Raw genomic sequence first — 19,906 nt, 5'->3', positions numbered from 1 at the left:
TTAAAAATTAAAGTTGCTGTAAATTACTTAAATTTAAGAATAATCAATTGAATTATATAATTAGCAAATAATTATATAATTCAATTGAGATTGAAGATTAAATAATGAGGTAACTTTATTAGGAGGAAGCAAAATGTCAAAGGAATTAAGAGAAGAACTTTTATTAAAATTAAAAAATAAAACTGCTAAATTAGGAGTTGTAGGACTTGGTTATGTTGGGTTACCTTTAGCAGTAGAAAAAGCTAAAGCAGGATATAATGTAATTGGTTTTGATGTTCAAGATCAGAAAGTTGAAATGGTTAATGAAGGAAAAAACTATATAGGAGATGTTGTTGACACAGATTTAGCACAATTAGTTAAAGATGGAAAATTAAAAGCAACTACAGATTTTAGTTTTGTTTCAGAAGTTGATACTGTATGTATAGCAGTTCCAACACCATTAGATTTATATAAACAACCAGACTTATCATATGTTGTTAATTCAACAAAAAGCGTAGCTAAATATTTACATAAAGGCATGTTAGTTGTTTTAGAAAGTACTACATATCCAGGAACAACTGAGGAAGTTATAAAACCAATATTAGAAGAAACAGGATTAAAATGTGGAGAAGATTTCTTCTTAGCATTTTCACCAGAAAGAGTTGATCCAGGTAATAAAGAATATAATACTAAAAATACTCCAAAAGTTGTAGGTGGATGCACAACTGGTTGTACAGAAGTTGCAGCACAACTTTATAGAAATGTATTAGAGGGAGATATAATGGAAGTTTCATGTCCAGCTGTTGCTGAAATGGAAAAAATCCTAGAGAATACATTTAGAAATATAAATATAGCATTAGCTAATGAAATGGCAATACTATGTAAGAGAATGGGTATAGATGTTTGGGAAGTTATAGATGCAGCTAAAACAAAACCATATGGTTTTATGGCATTCTATCCAGGTCCAGGACTAGGTGGACACTGTATACCACTAGATCCTTTCTATTTAGAGTGGAAAGCAAAGGAATATGACTATCATACTCAATTAATAGAAACTTCAGGAATAATTAATGACTCTATGCCTGAATTTGTTATAGATAATGTAATGAACTTATTAAATGGAGATAAAAAGGCACTTAATGGAGCTAAAGTACTAGTTATGGGTGCAGCATATAAGAAAGATATAGATGATATGAGAGAATCACCAACTTTAAAAGTATTAGAACTATTAGAGAAAAAAGGTGCTAATGTTCTTGTAAATGATCCATATATTCCTTCATTCAAACATAAAGGTAAAGAATATATTTCTGTTGAATGGGAAAAAGAAATAGAAAGTGCTGATATAGTTCTTATAACTACAGATCATAGTTGCTATGATTATGAAAAAATAGTAGAAAAGGCTACTTTGCTATATGATACTAGAAATGCAACTAAAAATGTTAAGAACAATAGACATAAAATAAATAAATTATAATATTATTTTTTATTTAGAGAGGGGCACATAGTTGAAAATCTATGTGCTTCATCTTTAAAGAGTTTAAAATAATTTTGTTATTCGAGGAGGAAACTTTATGAAACAATTTAAATTTGCGGTAATAGGTTGTGGAAGAATATCTTATAAAGGTATAGAAGCAATAGTAAACAATAAAGATGAAGCTAAATTAGTAGCAACTTGTGATGTAGTAGAAGAAAAAGCAATAGCTAAAAAAGATGAATATATAAAAAGTATGAATTGTGAATGTGATGTTAAGGTTTATACGGATTATAAAAAAATGTTAGATGAAGTAGAAATAGATATTGCATACATAGCAACTGAAAGTGGATATCATCCTGAAATAGCTATATATTGCATGAACAAAGGATTAAGTGTAATAGTTGAAAAACCAATGGCTCTTTCAGTTAAAGATGCAGATGAAATGATAGCAGTAGCTAAGAAAAATAATGTTACATTATCTATATCTCATCAAAACAGATTTAATGCACCAATACAAAAGTTAAGAAGTGCTATAGAAGAAAATAGATTTGGTAGACTAGTAAATGGAACTGCAAGAATCTTATGGAATAGAAATATGGGATATTACGAGCAAGCACCTTGGAGAGGAACATGGGCTCAAGATGGTGGTACATTAATGAATCAATGTATACACAATATAGATTTACTTCAATGGATGTTAGGTGGAGAAGTAGATACTGTTTATGCACAATGTGATACATTCCTAAGAGATATAGAAGCAGAAGATTTTGGTGCTATACTAATAAGATTTAAAAATGGTGCTATAGGAATAGTAGAAGGTAGTGCATGTGTATTCCCTAAGAATTTAGAAGAAACTTTAAGTATATTTGGAGAAAAAGCAGCAGTTTGCATAGGTGGAATGGCTGTTAATAAAATAGAAACTTGGAGATTTGAAGACGAAAAAGAATTAGAAGAAGATGTAATAAAAGAAGCATCAGGTGAAGTTGATAATGTTTATGGCGCAGGTCATACAGCACTATTTAAAAATGTCATAGATGCAATAAACAATGGAACTGAGCCATTAGTTAGTGGAGAGCAAGGTAAAAAAGCTATGGAAATAATATTAGCTGCTTACAAATCTAGATTAACAGGAATGCCAGTAAAATTCCCTATGGAAGATTTCGCTAGTACAGATATGGAGAATGTATCTAAAATACACAACGTGAAATAAATCTATATATGAAAATAATATAATTAAATTATTTTAATGAGGACCAAGATATTGTAATATATACGTTATAATTTTGGTCCTCTAATGGCTAATATAAAATTATATTTCTTTAAAGGAAAAAGGAGAGAAATAATTATGAATTATATTTCTGATAAAAGTAAAATTGGAGATAATGTAGAGATAGGAAGATTTTCAGTTATTGAAGATGAAGTAGTTATAGGAAATAATTGCAAGATAGGACATAACGTGATAATCCATAGTGGAACTATTGTGGGAGATAATGTAAGGATTGATGATAATACTGTTATAGGTAAGTTACCTATGAGAGGTGTTAATAGTATATTTAAAGATGAAGATAAGTTAGAACCAGCTCATATAAGTAATGAATGTTTAATTGGTGCTAATGTTATAATTTATACAGGATGTACTATTGGAAATAAAACATTAATAGCAGATGTTGCTACTATAAGAGAAAATGTAAAAATAGGTGAGAAAACAGTAATTGGAAGAGGGACAACAGTTGAAAATTTCTGTACCGTAGGAAATAATTGTAAAATACAAACCAATGTTTATATAACTGCTTATTCAGAAGTAGAAGATAATGTGTTTATTGCACCTTGTGTTACAACATCAAATGATAATTATGCAGCACGTTCTAAAGAAAGATTTGGAAAATTTAAGGGCGTAACAGTAAAAAAAGGTGGAAGAATTGGTGCAGGTGCAGTTATATTACCAGGAAAGACAATAGAAGAAGATGCTTTTGTCGCAGCTGGGTGTGTTTTAACTAAAGATGCAATAAAAGAAAAAATAATGGTAGGAAATCCATCAAAAGTATTCCGAGATGTTCCAGAAGATCAACTTTTAAAAAATCAATAATGTATAACAAAATTATATTTATTTTATAGGAGGAAAGTAATGAAAATAAATAATAAAAAATTTCTCTTCATATTATTTTTTGTTTTAATATTTATTAACTTTATTAGAACTCCAAGTATATTTGTTGTACATTTATTTTCTGCAATGTATTTGGTACTAATATATTATAAATTTTCGGATGATGCACTTGAATTAGCATATAACATGTGCATACTGTTTTCATTTAACACTATGGGAACGCAAATTAATATTTCTTTTGCTATATTAATGTTCTTAATATTATTTGTTAAAAATTATAGGGATAATTCGCAAAATGCAAATTATAAATTTAATGTAAAAAGCATTATAAATAAATATAGTATATTTTTTATTGTATTTGTAGTATATATTACATTAAGCTTTTTTATAGCAGATAATAAAGGAGTAGCTTTAAAGTTCCTTTTAAAAAAATATTATGTAGCTATGGGCTTAATAGTAGTTTTAGCTATGTATAATAAGACAAATGAAAAACTAAATAAGACTATGAAAATATTTTTAAGTATTTTTGTAGGAATAGTTTTTTTAACACTGCTAGAAATGATGGGATTGAAAACAGGCTTAAGTAACGTTTATGCTGATATGAATTTTTATGATTATTATATAAAATGGATTCCAAAATTATTTTATTATAATCCTAATAATTTTGCTGTTGTTTCAGTAATTGGTATGACAACTATAATTACAACACTTGTTTTTAAAGCTAATGATAAAAAGCTAGATAAAAAATTATGTATCTTATTTATATTAACAGAAGTAGAACTGATATTTGCTAGATCAAGAATTGCATGGTTGACATTAATAGCAGTTATTCTATTTGTTATGATTTATAATGGGATATTTGAAAAGATTAGAGAATTAAAAAAATCTATACTATTAAAATCTACAAAATTAATTTTATTAGGTATAACTGTATTTTTTATATTATCATTTTTCCCTAAAATGAAGCCATTTTATGGAAAAATAATGGATAATCCAGTTTCAAAGGCAATGCATAATTTGATTTTAAGTAAAAGTAGTGGAAGTACAGAAGATATTGAGGAACCTATTTTTGATATTGAAATAGGTGGTGGCGGAAGTGAAAATGTTAGATTTACATTAATGTATGATGTAACTCAAGGTGTTTTCAAAGAAAAAAATTACCTAGGATTTGGTCCAGGAAATACAGAACAATATGTATTAAAATTGGATAATACTCATGGAATAGGAAATATACATAGTTTTTGGTTTGAATTATTAGGTGACTTTGGTATATTTACGTTATGTTATGTAATAATTATGTATATAACAATGATGATAGATTTATTTACACTTCAACTTAAGAGTAAATCATCAAACAAAAAGAATATATTTACTGTACTAACTTGGAGTTGTATAGCAATTTCATTAGCATTTAGTCCTAGTTCAGCAGTATCATTCTTGCCATTTTGGTTTTTGATTGGATTACCATTCAGTGTTGTATATAATAAAAAAGAGTATTTAAAATAAATTAATTTTATAATTAGTATTTTATCAAAGTGAAGAGGAGAAAATATGGAAACAAGAAAAATTGATGTTTCAGTAGTAATTCCATGTAGAAATGAGAAAAAATATATATCAAAGTGTTTGGATTCATTTTTAAATCAAAATTATTCTAAGGAATTGTATGAAATTTTAGTTTGTGATGGTATGTCTGATGATGGCACAAGAGATATAATAAGAGAATATGAAGCTAAATATGCTAATGTACACTTAGTAGATAATAAAGGATTAACTGCACCTAAAGCTATGAATGAGGGAATTAGATATAGTAAAGCAAAAAGTATAATAATATTTGGAGCACATGCATATGCAGATAGTAATTTTATAAAAAATAACATGAAGTTATTATATAGAAATGATGAAATTGGTTGTGTAGGTGGAACTTTAGAAACTATAAGTGAAAATGATAAAGGAAAAGCTATTGCATTAGCAATGAGTTCACCATTTGGTGTAGGAAATGCATTATTTAGATATGCAACGGAAGAAATGTATGTTGATACTGTTGCTTTTGGTGGATATAAAAGAGAAGTTTTGGATGATATTGGATATTTTGATGATGAATTAGTTAGAAATCAAGATGACGAAATAAACTTTAGGGTTACTAAAGGAGGATATAAAATATTATTATCTCCAGAAATTAAAGCTACATATTATAGTAGAGGTTCATTTAAAAAATTATGGAGACAATACTTTCAATATGGTTTTTGGAAAGTTAGAGTTATGCAGAAACATGGAAGAACACCATCTGTAAGACATTTAGTACCAATGGCTTTTGTACTTGGAAATATAGGAGCAGCTATATTAAGCTTTTTATTTAAACCTATATTTTATATTTGGATGGTAGTTTTAGGCTTATATATTATAGGAGATTTGGTTTCTTCACTTAAACTTACTAAAGGAAAAAGAAAACTTTTGAAATATATTCCTATAGTTTTTCCAATATTACATTTTAGTTATGGAATAGGTTTTTTAGATGGATTAATAAATTTTTATTTATTAAAGTCAAATAAGAAAATAGATAAAAATATGAAAACTTCAAGATAATAAATTAAGGATATTTGTATAATTAAGCGCCCTTGCTTTAAGTATGGGCACTTTCAATGTTTATAGAAGTTGGTGGTAATATGAATAAAATATCTAAAATATTGTATTATTTAATTTGTGTGTATGTAATAACGTTACCTATTATAAATGATAAAATGGGTATAGTAGGTAAATTACCAGATATTATATTAATATCTACTATTTTAATTTTTGTTATCTATTCATTAATAAATAAAGAAAATAGAAAAAATTTATATTTAAATATAAAAAATTTTATAACTTCATTTTTAGGGGCGGTATTGGTAATATTAACAATACTGATGCTGATATCTACAACCTATGCAACAGAAAGAGCTTTAGCAATAAAGGAAGCTGTGAGATTTATAACATATATAGGTTTAATATTCATTATAAAATATGAAATCAAAGAAAAGAAAAATATTAAAAATATAATAAAATGTTTTATAGGAACAACAACTATTTTATGCATATATGGGATCATTCAGTATTTTACAAAAGTTGGATTAAATCCTACGTTTATATCTGAACAAGGAACTCGTATTACAGCAACAATGGAAAATCCTAATGGATTAGGTGCATATTTAGTATTAAGCTTTTTCCCAATATTTATGCTTGTTTTTGATGAATGTAATAAAAAGAAAAAAGCATTCTATGTGGCAATATCGTTATTAATGATTGTTAATATACTATTAACAGGATCAAGAAATGCTACAGTTGGATTTATGATAGGACTTTTAATTTTAGCTATTTTATATAACTATAAAATAGTAGCTGTGTTTATTTTATGTATTCCAGTATTCTTTTTAGATAAGTCTTTATCCAACAGGTTTTTAAATATTAAAGAATCTGTTTTAAATGATCCAAGAATAAAATTATGGAAAGTAGCAATAAAAATGATAAAAGAACATCCTATAAAGGGAGTTGGAAATGGCAATTATGTGGCATTGTATGATGAATATGTTTTAAAATATCCAGAGTTAGCATATGGTGATTATCATAGATTTAGTAGTCATAATTCATACTTAAAAGTACAAAGTGAATTAGGTATACTAGGGATAGTTACATTTCTATTGGTAATAATAGCATCTATTAAAAATGTTATAAAGGTATATAAAAATACAGAAGATAAAATGTATAAACTATTTTTTATGGGGGTAATGGCATCTATTGTTGCTTTCTTAGCAATGAATTTATTAGATAATTTATTTTTTTCACCACAAACAACAACTTATTTTTGGCTATTTATAGCATTAGCAGAAAGTATTTTATTTAATGAAAAAATAAATATAGATAAAAAGTAAAACTATAGAATTATAAATTAAAATTTAGGATAATATTAATAATGTATAAATTTAATTCTAAAATGTAAATAGAACAATATATAACAGTAGATGGAGGAGTATAATGGATGCTAAAGATATAAAAATTGATGTTTATAGTGAAATAAGAGGAAAATCAGTACAATTTTTTGTGAAAAGAATTTTTGATATAATATTATCTTTAATAGGAATAGTGGTATTGTCACCAATATTTTTAATACTTTGGATATGGATAAAGCTAGATTCTAAAGGACCAGCTGTGTTTAAACAAATTAGAGTTGGAAAAGATGGAAAGAATTTTACTATTTATAAGTTTAGAACTATGGTTATAAATGCAGAAGCTAAAAGAGAATTAGATATAAACCCAGAGGATATGGATAATTTTGTTTTTCAAAGTAAATCTGATAATAGAATAACTAAATCAGGTGCATTTTTAAGAAAAACTAGTTTAGACGAAATACCACAACTATTTAATGTGTTAAAAGGTGATATGAGCTTAGTTGGACCTAGACCTGAGATACCTGACATAGTAAAGTTTTATCCTGAAAGCTATTATCAGAGATTACTAGTTTTACCTGGTATTACTGGTCTTGCACAAACGAATGGTAGAGGCGAAATAGAACTTGGAAAAACAGTATATTATGATTTAACATATATAAAAAATTTTTCTATTTGGCTAGACATTAAAATATTATTTGATACAGTTGTTAAAGTGTTTAAAAGTGAGGGGGCATTTTAATGGGGTCAAAGTTATTTAACTATGACATATTTTCAGAAACCCAAGATGAACTTATAGAAAAAGTATTTTCTATGAATAAAGTTAATATTGTTTCAGGTAACCCAGAAATTTTAAATTTAGGATTACATGATGAAAAAATATTAAGTCTATTTAATGATGAGAAGTCAATTATAATTCCAGATGGTATAGGGACAGTTATAGCTTCAAAAATTGTAAAAAATCCTGTAAAAGAAAAAATTGCAGGTGTTGAAGTCATGGAGAAAATAGTAAAAAAGTGTTCAGTAACTAATAGATCAATATACTTACTTGGTGCTTCACAAGAAGTTGTTGACAAATGTGAGGATGTATTAAAGATAAAATATCCAGGAATAAATGTATGTGGAAAACACAATGGATATTTTGATATGGAAAATTGTGAGGATATAGTAAAAGATATAGAAGAAAAAAATCCATATGCATTATTTATAGCTATGGGAGCACCAAGACAAGAATTATTTATAATGAAATATATTAATAGACTACCTTGTAGTATATATATGGGTGTTGGAGGAAGCTTTGATACAATCTCAGGAAAAACAAAGAGAGCACCTAAATGGATGATAAATTGCGGAATGGAATGGGTATATAGAACTATTAAAGATCCTAAAAGAATTTCAAGATTAGTAGTAATACCTAAATTTTTATTCAAAGTAATAAAAGAGAAATAGTAATTTTATAAAGAACTTAAAGTTATGAATGAAGGTGAAAATATGAAACAAGTTTTATTTATATCATATTTCTTTGAACCATATAGTACAGTTGGAGCTAAAAGGGTATCTTATTGGGCAAAAAATATTAATAGAATAGATAATTCAATACAATGTGATGTTGTAACAGCAATAGAACAAAAAAATGAATATGATTATATAAATAAAGTTTACTATGTAAAAAATACTGGAAAAGGTTCTATGTTAAAAAAGGTAATAAAGGATGAAGGAATAACTTGGAAAAATGACTTGCTAACATTTTTTGAAAATAATTTTGATTTACCTAAATATGATGTAGTTATTATCAGTGGTGGACCTTTTATGCATTTTGAAATAGGAAAATACCTTAAAAATAGATTTGGATGTAGAATTTTATTAGACTTTAGGGATCCTTTTGCTAATAATCCTAGATTTGGAAGCAGTAAAATAAAAAATACTATAAAAGAACATTTTGAAAAAAAATTTATAAAATATGCAGATTATGCTGTAACAGTAAATGAATATTGTAAGAGTATATTAAGTTGTGAGGATGAAAAAAAATTAAAAGTTATAGAAAATGGGTATGAAGAGAATATAATTAATTTTGTTTTAGAAGAAAATATTAAAAAGGATAATAATAAAATACGATTAATTTATGCAGGGAAAGTATATAACAATTTCAATATAAGTAAATTAATTGATGTTATTATAAGTGATGACTATAAAGATAGATTTGAATTTAAATACATAGGAACTGATTGTAAAATATTTGAAAAGTACTTTAATATTAACAATATTTTTATAGAAGATGCAAAGTCTTATATTGAAGCAATGAAGGACATAAAAGATTCAAGTGTAGGGGTTATATTTACACATGGAGATAAGTTTGAATCAACTACTAAAATATTTGATTATATTGGATTAAAAAAGTCAGTATATATATTAACAGAAGGTAATACAAAAGAAGGTAACATACATAATATAACAAAGGATTTAAAAAATGTATTTTGGAGTATCAATAGTGAAGATGACATTAGAAGAGCCCTTGACTCTATGAAAAATATGGATTTAAATAATTCAAGTGATGATACTTATAAATTTTCAAGGGAATATGGCTTAAAAAAATTAATAGAATTAATAAAGTAAGGAATATAACCAATATGTTAAATTATACATATTGGTTATATTTTTTTATTAATTTAGATGTTATAACTTGTTCGCTGAAATTTTTTTCTGCAAATAAAGAAATATCATCAGCATTATAACTATTATAGTTTTTCATTATATTAAGGATGCCTTCTGCCATTGAGTCTATATCATTATTTTCAACTAGTATACCTGTAGAACTATTTACATATGTTTCAGGACCACCACATTTTGTAGATATAACAGGAAGACCACAAGACATAGCTTCTATTCCGGATACGCAAAATGTTTCCTTTTTACTAGAAATAACTAGACAGTTACATGATTTTAGATAACTAGAGATTTCATCATTTGATTTCATACCATAAAGTGTACAATAATCATTTAAATTTAATTTTGTTATTAGATTTTCGATAGAAGATTTGCTTGGACCGTCTCCTATTAAGTGAAAGTGTATGTTGTTTATATTATAAGTATTAATTAATTTATCCAACGCATTAATAATTAAAGGGATATTTTTTATATCTTTTAAAAGAGATATATTAATAATATTAAACTTACCATTGTTCTTAATTGCATCTATTACAGAAGAAGATTTAATAGATGTTAAATCTACATAATTAGGTACAACAGAGCAAGAACGACCACTATATTTTTCAACTTCATCTTTTAAAACATTTCCAACAGCCATATATTCACTAGCATTTCTAAATACATTTTTACAAATCTCAGGATTTGTATCAACTAAATTTTTAAAAAAGGAAAAGTGTTCTGTAACAACATATGGTATATTATATTTTTGACTTATCAAATATGCTAGATAACCACCAAAAAAAGTTGAATGAGCATGAATTATATCTGGCATACCAAATTCAGAAATTACTTTTTCAAAGCATTTATATATATGGATCTTATATAAGGAATTTACAATGTTTTTAAATTTCAAGCCATAATTAAATTCTCTAAAATGAAAAGTTTTAACGTTGTTTTCATTTTCGTAAGAATATTTTTTTATATTAGAATAGTTTTTCAAATTTTTTAATGAAAGCAAGTCAAAGTCTAGAACTGCAATGTCTAAATATTTAGCTAAAGCTTCAGATTGCTTTTTGAAAAATATGCCTCTTAAGGGCTCATGATTACTAGGATAAGTTGTTGGAATAACTAATACCTTTAGCTTTTTCATAATATCACCTATTTCTTTATTAATTTTAAATATATGTTGTGCATATGGTTTGCATTATCTTTCCAATCATAATTATCTAAAACAAATTTTCTTCCAGAAGAAGAAAACGAGTGCATTAAAGCTTCATTTTCAACTAGAAGTTTTAATTTGTTTTTTAAATCAACAATATCTTCTGATTTGAAAATGTATCCTGTTTTAGAATCAGAAACTACTTCTTTTAAGCCACCAACATCACTACAAACAACAGGCCTACCACAGGATTCAGCTTCCAGTGCAGCGACACCAAAGCTTTCACTAAGTGATGGTAATGCTACAATATCCATTTTATTCATATATATTGGAACATCGTTATTCTCTACAGAACCTACAAATGTAATTTTATCGGCAATATTTAATTCATGGGATAAGGTTTCTAAAGGTTTTCGTTCTGGACCATCACCAACAATTAAAAGTCGTATATCTTTATTAACTTCTTTTATAAGCATAGCAAAAGATTTTAATAAAATATCTATTCCATAAATTCTATTTAAGTGCTTAGAAACACCGATTGTAATATAAGAATTTGATAATATATTATTATGTATGTTAAATTTATTAGTATCAACACCAAAAGGTGTTATTTCAATATCTTTTTTATTGTAATATTTGCGTATCTCATTTGCCATATCATTGCTTGTTGAACAAATTACATCAGCACCATCTAAAATATAATTAAATAACTTTGCTTTTAGTTTACTTGATTTAGGAAATTCATAAACATCACTGCCCCAAACAGAAACAATAAATGGATGAAAACCACATAATCTTCCATACAAGCCATAACTAGTTGCATAATGACTATGAACTAAATCAGGATTAATTGATTTAATTAAATTTCTAATTTTATTAATTATAAAAAAGTAAGAAAATTTACTTTTGAATGGTGGTTCTATAATATGAAGTTTAACATTAGATTTATATTTATGATTACTTTTACGCATAGATATTAAATGAATTTCATCATAATAATCGGAAAAATAATCAACCCATTTTTGAGTATGAGAGCTATTTGCATCTGATAAATAGCAGATTTTAGTCATTTAAAAGTCCTCCAATTTTGAATTATAAATTAAGAATATTTATAAATATATTTCCATTTCAATGAAAATTATACTACAATAATTATGAATGTTAAAGAGACTATACAATTTATTCTTTACTATAAAAGTAGTATAATTTATAAATGATGATATTTATAAAAACATGTTAAACTTGGGAGGGGATTAGTATTAAAGTATTACATATTATATCAGGAAATGATAATGGTGGTGGTGCTCAACATGTACTTAGTATATGTAATGAAGAAAATATTTATTTTGAAAATGTATTAGGCTGTATAGGTGAGGGATATCTTTATAATAAAGTGGAAAATTTAAATATACAGTATAAATTATTTCCCAAGAAAGTTTTTAATAAGGAAATTGTAAAGTATGCAAATGATAACAACATAGATATAATAAATTTTCATGGAGCTCAACCATTTTTAATTCATTTATTTATAAAAAATAGATTGAAATGCGAAACTGTAGCTACAGTTCATAGTGATTATAGATATGATTTTTTAAATAGTAAGATTAAGTATTATATGTATACACCTTTAAGTGAACTTGGGTTAAAGAGCTTTGATAATTATGTAACAGTATCAGAAAATTTATTAAAACTTTTAGAAGAAAAAAATTTTAATGGTAATAGGTCTGTAATTAATAATGGTATAAATGTTGAAAAATTTATAAAAAGATCAAATAATGAAGATATAAGAGAAAAATTTGAAATAGGTAAAGATGAGTTTGTATTTGGAGTTATAGCAAGATTTCATCCTATAAAGAATCATGAAAGTATAATAAGAGCATTTTCAAAATTTATTAAAGATAATCCAAAATCGAAATTATTGTTATTAGGTGATGGAGAAAATTTAAAAAATATAAAAAAAATCATAGATGAATTACAAATAAATGATTATGTTATTATGCCAGGGTTTGTGGAGAATATATGTGATTATATAAAAATATGCAACGTAACTATAATTGCATCATATAGTGAAGGTGGTGCACCGCCATTAGCAATGATTGAATCGGCAGTAATGAGCGTACCCATACTATCTACAAAAGTTGGAGATTTAGAAAATATGATAAAACCTAATAATGGTTTAATAATTAATTCTCAAAATGAAAAAGATATATATATAGCTATGCTGGAGTGCTATGACAAAAAAAATAACTTAGAAGTATGGGGAAAGAATATAAAAACAATGGTTCTTGAAAACTTTACTATAGAAGAGTTTTGGAAACGATATAATGATGTTTATATAAATATCATTAGAGCTAAATTAAATTAATAAATTAGAATATAAATTTTTTAAATATAAAATGATAAGGATTTTTAAACATTCTTATCATTTTTTTTTATATGTTAATTAAATTCAAATTATCAAGTAAAAACATATATTAAAAAAAATCATTTTGTTTACATCATATTAATAAATAAACCATAAAAAAAATCAATTTAATACATTAAAGCCTTAAAAAAGAAAATAATATACATAAAAATTCACTTTATAATTAATAAAGTGTAAAAAAATAAATTCAGCATAATAAAAAATATATTAATATAAGTAAAAAAACTTTGTCACAATAGATAAAAAGTTCAATATATTTAATTATTGACTTAAAATTATAAGAGATATAATATAAAAACAAGGGGAAATAATTAAAATACCAATATAAAAATTTAGATATATTAAATTAACCAATAAAATTTTATAAAAACAATCTGTAAAATATTGAGGGGGTAGAATTATGAGAAAAAAGAAAATAATAGCAAATATATTATTAGTGGCGGTATTATCAACAATGGTGTTAGGTGGGTGTGGAAGTGATTCCAAGAAAAAAAATAGTAATAAACATAATATCAAAGAAGATACAAAAGAAAAAAGTGCAAGTATTGATAAGGATCAATACTTAAATTTATTATTAGGTTCAGACCCACAAACGCTAGATCCATCTAAAGTTTATGATGTTTATTCTACAATGATTCATGTTAATACTATGGAAGCATTAACTAGATTAGAGACAGATAAAGATGGAAAGGATTTAATAAAACCTGGAATTGCTGAAAGTTGGGAAGCATCTAAAGATGGATTGACATGGACATTTAAACTTAGGGATGCTAATTGGAGTGATGGAAAAGAAGTAACTGCAGAGCAATTTGTATATGGAATAACAAGAACTTTAGATTCTAAAACTGCATCGCCATGTGGATATTTATTATTTCCTATAAAAAATGGTGAAGAGTTTAATGCTGGGAAAGCAAAAATAGAGGATGTAGGAGTTAAAGCATTAGATGAAAAAACATTAGAAATAAAATTAGAACATCCATGTGCATATTTCTTAAATATGACATATTCAAAAATTATGGAACCACAAAGAAAAGACATTATAGAAAAAAGTGGTGAGAAATATGGTTCAGAGGTAAATACAATGCTATATACAGGTCCTTTTAAAATTTCAAGTTGGGTGCAAAATAGTGAAATTAAATTAGAAAAAAATTCAGAATATTGGGATAAAGATAAAGTAAAACTTGAAAAGGTTACATTTAAAATTATAAAAGAAGAAAGTGCAAGAATGAATGAACTATTAAATTGTAATTTGGATTTAGCTGGAGTAAGTAGTCCGGAATGGATAAAAAAATTAGATGAAAGTAATAAATTTAGTGTAAAAAAAGGATATGATACATCAATTTGTTATACTTTTTTTAATCAAAACGATAAGTATTTAAAGAATGCTAAAATAAGAAAGGCATTACTATTAGCGCAAGATAGAGAAGGTGCTGTTTCAACATTATATAAGAATTTAGCTGAACCAGCTTATGCATGGGTACCACCAACAGTTTTTGTAGGTAATGAGGAGTTTAGAAAAAAGAGTAACTATGAACCTATTAATGAACTAAAAAAAGAAAATCCAGATCCTAAAGCATTATTAGTAGAAGGGTTAAAGGAAGAAAATTTAGATCCAAATCCAGAGAATCACACATTAACATTGTTACAATCAGGAACAAGTTCATCTTCTAAGCAAATGGCTGAATTTGATCAACAAAATTTCAAAAGTAAATTGGGTATAAATATAAAGTGTAATTTTGTTGAGTGGCCAATATTTCAAAAAAGGACTAATGAGCAAGATTATCAAATAGCATCACAATCTGTATCAGCAGATTATAATGATCCAATAACGTATTTTGACATGTTCATGTCTACAGCTAGTACAGTTCCAACAGGATGGAAAAATAGTGAATATGATGAATTAGTAATAAAGGCATCTAAAACTAGTGATAATGAAGAGCGAGCTAAATTATTCAATGAAGCTGAAAAAATCTTTATATATAAAGATGCTGTAGTTAGTCCAACAGTTTGGAGATTGAAAAACACATATGTTCATAATTATGTTAAAGAGTATATGGCACCAACATTTGGCTCAATAGATTTAAAATACACTTATACAGAAGGAAGAGATAAGTAAATTTTAAAAGTTAATATTATATTAAAAAATTAAATTGATTAAGACAAATAGAAAACAATATTTTATGTAAATTAATAAGAAATTTATTAATTTTTGACATCTAATAGGGGATAATTGATAATGTAGATTGATTATCTAGTATATGCATAAATTCAAAAGATGGTTGAAAATATAATATGGCATAAATATTGAAGTTGATAAATTTAAATGAATATGTAAAATGGAGTGTTAATTATGGAGAATTTAAAGGGTAAAATATATGTTATATGTTCAGCTATTTTATTTGGAATTATGCCAATACTAGCTAAGTTATCATATGAATCAGGTTCTAATGTTCAATCTACATTATTTTTAAGATTCTTATTTAGTTCAATAATAATTTATATTTATTTAAAACATAAAAGGATATTGATAAAATTAAATATAAAAAATTTAATTTTGGTTTGTACACTAGGTTTTTTAGGATATTCACTTATGTCAATATTTTTGTTTACATCGTATAATTACATGCCTGTTGGTGTTGCGAGTATGATATTCTTTATTTACCCAACTATAATTTCATGTATAGAGTTTACTATTTTTAAAGAAAAAATTACAAAAAGAAAAACTTTAAGTTTAGTGTTATCAACAATAGGAATTATTACAATAATAGGAATAGGACAAAGCAAAATAAAATCAATTGGATTAATATTTGTATTATTAGCTGCATTAAGTTATTCCACATATGTAATAGGAATAAATACTAAATCAATAAGAAAAATTAATAATATTGTTATTATTTTTTATGTTGTTGCAACTTGTACAATAACAACAGGATTAATGGGGGTAGCAACTAATTCAATCAATTTTAAAATAGGCTATATGGGAATTATATATATATTAATATTATCCTTAATATCAACAGTTATACCATTTATTCTTTTTTTACAAGGTGCAAAAATTATAGGAAGTTCTAATGCTGCTATATTAGGAAATTTAGAACCAATAGTAAGTCTTTTATTAAGTGATATATTCTTAGATGAAAAATTAAATTTTAGAATTATAGTAGGAAGTGTATTAGTACTAATATCTATGGCACTAATACAAAGAAATGACATGCAGGATATTAAATCTATAGAATCAGAAAATTTTATTAAAAAATCTAAAATTAAGAATTCTTAATAGATATAATTGTATAAAATTATTTTAAAATCTGTAAATAGAAATAGACTTATGTTTTAATAAGTCTATTTCTATATTTTTATATAAAAATATACATAAAACTGTAAAATAATTTAGGACTTTATCAAATTAAAAATATTCAGACAATTTATTTTTCATTTTTAGAAGGTTAAACAGGTATTATAAAGAATATGTATAAATATATTTATATAGTAAAAGGGTAGTAAATTTTATTTGTAAATATAAAAATTGGGGAATTTTATATTTTATTTAATAGAATTAAAAAATAGTTTTATTAATTTTTAAATTTACTAATATAAAGAGGGGGCTATTAAAAATGAATAAAGTAATTATAAATGGAAACGATTTAACACTACAACAAATAATAGATGTTGTGCGAAATGATTTTGTAGTGGAAATTAGTGATGAGGCAAAAGAAAGAGTTATTAAATCAAGAAAAATAGTAGATAAAATAGTAGAGAATGAAGAAGTTATATATGGAATAACAACTGGTTTTGGAAAATTTGCAGATGTAACAATAAGCAAAGATGACTGTAAAACATTGCAAAGAAATTTAATAATTTCTCATTCTTGTGGTTTTGGAGAGAAGTTAGACAGAGAATATGTTAGAGGAATAATGTTACTAAGAGCAAATGCATTATCAAAAGGATATTCAGGAATTAGATTATCAACATTAGAAACTTTAATAGCAATGTTAAATAAAAAAGTTCATCCATGTATACCAGAAAAAGGTTCATTAGGAGCTTCAGGAGATCTAGCACCACTTTCTCATATGGTGTTACCAATGCTTGGTGAAGGTGAAGCTGAATTTGAAGGAGAAATATTAAGTGGTAGAGAAGCCATGAAAAAGGCTAATATAGAAGTTATAGAATTAACAGCTAAAGAAGGGTTAGCACTTATAAATGGAACTCAAGTAATGACATCTGTAGCAGCAATAACTACTTATGATGCTATAAATTTAGTAAAGCTTAGTGATGTGTCAGCAGCTATGACAGTAGAAGCATTGAGGGGAATAAAGGATGCATACGATAGTAGAACTCATATAATAAGAAATCATGAGGGTCAAGGAAAAACTGCTAAAAATATATTAAACCTTGTTAAAAACAGTACTTTTGTAACTAATCAAGGAGATATAAGAGTTCAAGATGCATACACATTAAGATGTGTACCACAAATACATGGCGCAAGTAAAGATGCAGTTAGATATGTTCAAAAAGTTATAGAAACAGAAATAAATTCTGTAACAGACAATCCAATAGTTACTGAAGAAGGAGATGTAATATCAGGAGGAAACTTCCATGGACAACCAGTTGCATTAGCAAGTGACTTTTTAGGAATAGCTGTTGCTGAAATGGCTAATGTATCAGAAAGAAGATTAGAAAGACTTATAAATTATCAACTAAATGATTTACCAGCTTTCTTAGTTAAACATGGTGGATTAAATTCAGGATTTATGATAACACAATATGCAGCAGCTGCATTAGTATCAGAAAATAAAATCTTAGCTCATCCAGCAAGCGTAGACTCTATACCATCTTCTGCAAATCAAGAAGATCATGTAAGTATGGGTACGATAGCAGCTAGAAAAGCAAGAGATATATTAAAAAATACTCAAAGAGTATTAGCAACAGAACTTTTAGCAGCATGTCAAGCAATTGATTTTAGAGAAAATCTAGAATTGGGAGAAGGAACTAAAGAATGTTATAAAGCAATAAGAAATAAAGTAAGTTTCATAGAAAAAGATGTAGTTATGTATAAAGAATTAGATGGAGTACTTGATTTAATTAAATCAGGAGAAATATTATCAGCAGTTGAAAATGTTACAAAATTAGATTATTAATATGAGCTTTTAAATTTTAAAATATTTAGCTTAAAATAGTTTAGTCAATTAGAGAAGAAGAAAAATCTTTTTCTCTACAACTAAACTTTAAAATTTTATTAAATATAAATGCTTTGAAGGGGGATTTTGTTATGGCAAGAATTATTGAATGTATACCAAACTTTAGTGAGGGAAGAGACAAAGAGAAGATAGAAAAAATAATGGACACAGTTAGAGGAAAAGATGGTGTCAAGTTATTAGACTATTCAAGCGATGCAGACCATAATAGAAGTGTAGTAACTTTAGTTGGGGATCCAGTTAAAGTTGAAGAAGTAATTATAAATATGGCTGAAAAAGTTTATGAACTTATTGATATGAGTAAACATGAAGGGGCTCATCCAAGAATGGGTGCATTAGACGTAGTTCCATTTGTTCCAATAAGTGAAATTACAATGGATGAATGCGTTGAAATAGCAAATAGAGTTGGTAAGACTATAGGAGAAAGATTTAACATACCTGTATATTTATATGAGAAGGCAGCATCAGCAACATACAGAGAAAACCTAGCTACTGTAAGAAAAGGACAATATGAAGGTTTCTTTGAGAAAATAAAAGAAGAAAAATGGTCTCCAGACTATGGTCCAAAAGAAGTTAATGTAAAAGGTGGCTGCGTAGCTATAGCAGCAAGACAACCATTAGTAGCATTCAATGTAAATTTAGGAACAGATAAATTAGAAATTGCAAATAAAATAGCTAAGACAGTAAGAAATCTAGGTGGTGGATTAAGATTCGTAAAAGCTATGGGAGTAATGCTTGAAGAAAGAAACATAGCTCAAGTATCTATGAACCTTGTAAATTATGAAAAAACTGCAGTATATAGAGCTTTTGAAATGGTTAAAATGGAAGCAAAAAGATATGGAGTGCCAGTAGTAGGTAGTGAAGTTATAGGTCTTGTACCAATGCAAGCTTTAATTAATTGTGCAGAATATTATCTTCAAATAGAAGATTTTTCAATGGATCAAATATTAGAAAAAAGAATAAGTGAATAATTTAAGATTATTTACAGTTGAGGTGTAGTATAT

The 19,906-nt window shown here is 26.1% G+C and carries 16 protein-coding genes; 14 read left to right on the top strand and 2 right to left on the bottom strand.

Going from position 1 to position 19,906, the window contains the following annotated elements; genetic code table 11:
* Nucleotides 1-133: 133 nt before the first annotated feature.
* From AC07E4_RS18625 to AC07E4_RS18585, 9 genes are all read left to right on the top strand, one after another.
* Nucleotides 134-1,453 (top strand): nucleotide sugar dehydrogenase, encoded by a 1,320-nt coding sequence (locus tag AC07E4_RS18625; protein WP_430829924.1) that lies wholly within the window; start codon nt 134-136, stop codon nt 1,451-1,453.
* 97 nt (nt 1,454-1,550) lie between these two features.
* Nucleotides 1,551-2,663 (top strand): Gfo/Idh/MocA family protein, encoded by a 1,113-nt coding sequence (locus AC07E4_RS18620; protein WP_430829925.1) that lies wholly within the window; start codon nt 1,551-1,553, stop codon nt 2,661-2,663.
* Between the two features lie 129 nt (nt 2,664-2,792).
* Complete coding sequence (locus AC07E4_RS18615) at nt 2,793-3,539, top strand: DapH/DapD/GlmU-related protein (RefSeq protein ID WP_478217279.1); 747 nt, start codon at nt 2,793-2,795, stop codon at nt 3,537-3,539.
* 39 nt (nt 3,540-3,578) lie between these two features.
* A complete protein-coding gene (locus AC07E4_RS18610) occupies nt 3,579-5,063 on the top strand; it encodes an O-antigen ligase family protein (protein ID WP_478217167.1) in 1,485 nt (494 codons plus the stop codon).
* 45 nt (nt 5,064-5,108) lie between these two features.
* The gene (locus AC07E4_RS18605) at nt 5,109-6,140 is read left to right on the top strand and encodes a glycosyltransferase family 2 protein (RefSeq protein WP_478217166.1); all 1,032 of its coding nucleotides are present in this window, start codon (nt 5,109-5,111) and stop codon (nt 6,138-6,140) included.
* Nucleotides 6,141-6,196: 56 nt separating this feature from the next.
* A complete protein-coding gene (locus AC07E4_RS18600; RefSeq protein WP_478217165.1) occupies nt 6,197-7,462 on the top strand; it encodes an O-antigen ligase family protein in 1,266 nt (421 codons plus the stop codon).
* A gap of 103 nt (nt 7,463-7,565) precedes the next feature.
* Nucleotides 7,566-8,219 (top strand): sugar transferase, encoded by a 654-nt coding sequence (locus tag AC07E4_RS18595; RefSeq protein WP_430829929.1) that lies wholly within the window; start codon nt 7,566-7,568, stop codon nt 8,217-8,219.
* Nucleotides 8,219-8,926 carry a WecB/TagA/CpsF family glycosyltransferase gene (locus AC07E4_RS18590; RefSeq protein WP_478217164.1) on the top strand — a complete coding sequence of 236 codons (708 nt, stop codon included), beginning with the start codon at nt 8,219-8,221 and terminating at the stop codon, nt 8,924-8,926. The genes AC07E4_RS18595 and AC07E4_RS18590 overlap by 1 nt, the downstream gene beginning before the upstream one ends.
* A 42-nt stretch (nt 8,927-8,968) precedes the next feature.
* Nucleotides 8,969-10,090: a glycosyltransferase family protein gene (locus AC07E4_RS18585; protein ID WP_478217163.1), complete on the top strand. Its 1,122-nt coding sequence runs from the start codon at nt 8,969-8,971 to the stop codon at nt 10,088-10,090.
* 22 nt (nt 10,091-10,112) lie between these two features.
* Here the strand turns inward: AC07E4_RS18585 and AC07E4_RS18580 are convergent, their stop codons facing one another.
* Together AC07E4_RS18580 and AC07E4_RS18575 are read right to left on the bottom strand one after the other, a co-directional pair.
* Nucleotides 10,113-11,273, bottom strand: coding sequence for a glycosyltransferase (locus AC07E4_RS18580; RefSeq protein ID WP_478217162.1), 1,161 nt, complete (start codon nt 11,271-11,273; stop codon nt 10,113-10,115).
* Between the two features lie 8 nt (nt 11,274-11,281).
* Nucleotides 11,282-12,352: a glycosyltransferase gene (locus tag AC07E4_RS18575; protein ID WP_478217161.1), complete on the bottom strand. Its 1,071-nt coding sequence runs from the start codon at nt 12,350-12,352 to the stop codon at nt 11,282-11,284.
* A 323-nt stretch (nt 12,353-12,675) separates the two neighbouring features.
* On the opposite strand from AC07E4_RS18575, the gene AC07E4_RS18570 reads away from it, so the two are divergent.
* The 5 genes from AC07E4_RS18570 to ftcD all read left to right on the top strand — a co-directional run bounded on the left by AC07E4_RS18570 (nt 12,676) and on the right by ftcD (nt 19,873).
* Complete coding sequence (locus AC07E4_RS18570; protein WP_478217160.1) at nt 12,676-13,647, top strand: glycosyltransferase; 972 nt, start codon at nt 12,676-12,678, stop codon at nt 13,645-13,647.
* 460 nt (nt 13,648-14,107) lie between these two features.
* On the top strand, nt 14,108-15,823 hold the full coding sequence (locus AC07E4_RS18565; protein ID WP_478217159.1) for a peptide ABC transporter substrate-binding protein: 1,716 nt from the start codon (nt 14,108-14,110) through the stop codon (nt 15,821-15,823).
* A 234-nt stretch (nt 15,824-16,057) separates the two neighbouring features.
* Nucleotides 16,058-16,984, top strand: coding sequence for a DMT family transporter (locus tag AC07E4_RS18560; RefSeq protein ID WP_478217158.1), 927 nt, complete (start codon nt 16,058-16,060; stop codon nt 16,982-16,984).
* 337 nt (nt 16,985-17,321) lie between these two features.
* Nucleotides 17,322-18,845 (top strand): histidine ammonia-lyase, encoded by a 1,524-nt coding sequence (gene hutH / locus AC07E4_RS18555; protein WP_478217157.1) that lies wholly within the window; start codon nt 17,322-17,324, stop codon nt 18,843-18,845.
* A gap of 131 nt (nt 18,846-18,976) precedes the next feature.
* Nucleotides 18,977-19,873 (top strand): glutamate formimidoyltransferase, encoded by an 897-nt coding sequence (gene ftcD, locus AC07E4_RS18550; protein ID WP_478217156.1) that lies wholly within the window; start codon nt 18,977-18,979, stop codon nt 19,871-19,873.
* The last annotated feature ends 33 nt before the right edge of the window (nt 19,874-19,906 follow it).

It is taken from the genome of Clostridium amazonense, from assembly GCF_056431285.1.
This window is presented reverse-complemented; position numbering and strand designations above follow the sequence as displayed.

What these genes read in the sequence shown, in the direction of transcription:
- AC07E4_RS18625 (WP_430829924.1), top strand. Translation starts at nt 134, where the DNA reads ATGTCAAAGGAATTAAGAGAAGAACTTTTATTAAAATTAAAAAATAAA.
- AC07E4_RS18620 (WP_430829925.1), top strand. Translation starts at nt 1,551, where the DNA reads ATGAAACAATTTAAATTTGCGGTAATAGGTTGTGGAAGAATATCTTAT.
- AC07E4_RS18610 (WP_478217167.1), top strand. Translation starts at nt 3,579, where the DNA reads ATGAAAATAAATAATAAAAAATTTCTCTTCATATTATTTTTTGTTTTA.
- AC07E4_RS18605 (WP_478217166.1), top strand. Translation starts at nt 5,109, where the DNA reads ATGGAAACAAGAAAAATTGATGTTTCAGTAGTAATTCCATGTAGAAAT.
- AC07E4_RS18600 (WP_478217165.1), top strand. Translation starts at nt 6,197, where the DNA reads ATGTTTATAGAAGTTGGTGGTAATATGAATAAAATATCTAAAATATTG.
- AC07E4_RS18595 (WP_430829929.1), top strand. Translation starts at nt 7,566, where the DNA reads ATGGATGCTAAAGATATAAAAATTGATGTTTATAGTGAAATAAGAGGA.
- AC07E4_RS18590 (WP_478217164.1), top strand. Translation starts at nt 8,219, where the DNA reads ATGGGGTCAAAGTTATTTAACTATGACATATTTTCAGAAACCCAAGAT.
- AC07E4_RS18585 (WP_478217163.1), top strand. Translation starts at nt 8,969, where the DNA reads ATGAAACAAGTTTTATTTATATCATATTTCTTTGAACCATATAGTACA.
- AC07E4_RS18580 (WP_478217162.1), bottom strand. Translation starts at nt 11,273, where the DNA reads ATGAAAAAGCTAAAGGTATTAGTTATTCCAACAACTTATCCTAGTAAT.
- AC07E4_RS18575 (WP_478217161.1), bottom strand. Translation starts at nt 12,352, where the DNA reads ATGACTAAAATCTGCTATTTATCAGATGCAAATAGCTCTCATACTCAA.
- AC07E4_RS18565 (WP_478217159.1), top strand. Translation starts at nt 14,108, where the DNA reads ATGAGAAAAAAGAAAATAATAGCAAATATATTATTAGTGGCGGTATTA.
- AC07E4_RS18560 (WP_478217158.1), top strand. Translation starts at nt 16,058, where the DNA reads ATGGAGAATTTAAAGGGTAAAATATATGTTATATGTTCAGCTATTTTA.
- hutH (WP_478217157.1), top strand. Translation starts at nt 17,322, where the DNA reads ATGAATAAAGTAATTATAAATGGAAACGATTTAACACTACAACAAATA.
- ftcD (WP_478217156.1), top strand. Translation starts at nt 18,977, where the DNA reads ATGGCAAGAATTATTGAATGTATACCAAACTTTAGTGAGGGAAGAGAC.